The following is a 1,969-nucleotide window of genomic DNA, read 5'->3' on the forward strand; positions in this document are numbered from 1 at the left end:
TAAAGCTAACAAACGCAAAGGAACTGACTCTTTGCAAGCTAGTGCCGAAGAAACGGCGAAATACGAGGTAAAATCAGCTGATTATATGACGGCTGATGATGAGCGTAATTTGGTGGTGATTAAAAATTTGGAGTATGCCTTAGCTGGAACACGACAAATCAGCTATGGTGGATTATTAAAGCAAATTAAGCAAGATTTGAAACTTGAAGATGTTGAAAATGGTGATTTAGTTCATGTTGGCGATGAAGATTACACCAAAGAGCAAATGGAAGCTACGGAAGAAGTTGTCGCAAAATGGGATTTTAGTAAACAAAATTATTTTATTTGGTAAAGAGAATGTCAGGATATGATCAACGGTAAATCCGTTGGCATATCCCTTTTTTGTTGTCAGCTTGCTGACTTCTGATACAGGTTTTAGCATTACTCCAATTTATTTGGAGTGTAAGTGCGCATTATCATGTACATTATCATGTAGTTCTCATTATCATGTAGTGCGCATTATCATGTAGTGCGCATTATCATGTAGTGCGCATTATCATGTAATGCGCACTTACACACAACATGAAGTTGTGTTGTGCTAAACCCATCAAAACCTGCATCAGATTTCGCGTTGCTCAAACGTAACTGACTTACGTCAGTTTGGAACATTCAAAAATAAATAAGTTCAGTCGCTAGCTCCTTCGAACTTTTTTATTTTTGAACGTTAATTTTAAAGGCTCTTATTTGCGTTCTAAGCGATTTTAGCTAACAGTGAGCTATCTAACTGTCTGTCAACGGTAAATCGACTTAGAGGGGCTTATTGAGCCTTATAGGCGATATTAGCCCCTCTTGGAGGCTTTAAGGAGTTGATAGACTAGACAATACCAAAAGCCTGACGTCTTGGAAAACAAGCCCTTGTTTTCCCGAGCCCAGCGGCGGCAAGCGTTACGGTCCAGCTGGTTCAGCTGGTCAGCGTGGCTGAAAGCCACGGTTTAAAAAAAGCAGTTCAGCGGTTTTTGCTGATCTGCTTTTTGGGGTTTAAAAACGCCAATTTTTGGCGTTTTCTTCTTATCTTGATACTATTAGCAACAACTAGTTTTTTAAAATCAAGCTTGATTAGGCTTGATTAGGCTTGTATTCCTTGATTTTATAGGCTTTCGGTGTATTATTAGGGTTATAAATTGGTTGAAAGAAAGACAAAATAAAAACCCACGTGAAAATCTCCGATTGGCGTCCGAGCACGTGAGTTGTTTATCTTTTTCATTTGTAGCCTTTATTTTAGGTGTAAAAGCCTTTGGTGTCAAGGTTATAAGCTTATTGAAAAAGATAGTCAGCTCCTTCACGTGGTAAAGCGGAAGGAGCTTTTTATGTCAGAAATTTTTGAAGATAAAACTGAAAATGGCAAAGTTAGACCTTGGCGAGAACGGAAGATTGAAAATGTTCGTTATGCCGAATATTTGGCAATCTTAGAATTTAAACGGGCACATGATGTACGGGGTTGTGGAGAAGTTTTGCGTTTTCGTAAGATTGGCGAGCACTTAAAACTTTATCAAACGTGGTTTTGTCATAAACGATTATGTCCATTGTGTAATTGGAGAAAGAGCATGAAAAATTCGAGCCAATTAAAACAAATTATTGCGGAAGCAGTTGCAAGAGAGCCTAAAGGACGGTTTTTGTTTTTAACTTTAACCGTTAAAAACGCTCATTCAGCGGAGGAGTTAAAAGTGTCTTTAAGAGCTTTGACTAAAGCCTTTAATAAGCTAACTCGTTATAAAAAAGTGACTAAAAATTTATTGGGTTATTTACGTTCAACGGAAATTACCGTTAATGAACAAGATGGGTCATATAATCAGCATTTGCATGTTTTGGTTTTTGTGAAAAGTAGTTATTTTAAGAATTCAAATAATTATTTAGCACAAGCAGAATGGGCAAAATTATGGCAAAGAGCTTTAAAAGTTGATTATGAGCCTGTGGTGCATGTGCAGGCTGT

At 37.5% G+C, this 1,969-nt stretch carries 2 protein-coding genes; both read left to right on the top strand.

Annotated features, from left to right (window positions below; genetic code table 11):
- A partial coding sequence (locus tag CBP76_RS09300; protein ID WP_166667247.1) for a protein rep occupies positions 1-331 on the top strand: 331 nt, incomplete at its 5' end.
- A gap of 1,015 nt (positions 332-1,346) precedes the next feature.
- The coding region (locus CBP76_RS09320) for a protein rep (RefSeq protein ID WP_102196622.1) at positions 1,347-1,969 on the top strand (623 nt) is incomplete at its 3' end.

It is taken from the genome of Companilactobacillus nuruki (genome assembly GCF_002872255.1).
Classification (GTDB): domain Bacteria; phylum Bacillota; class Bacilli; order Lactobacillales; family Lactobacillaceae; genus Companilactobacillus; species Companilactobacillus nuruki.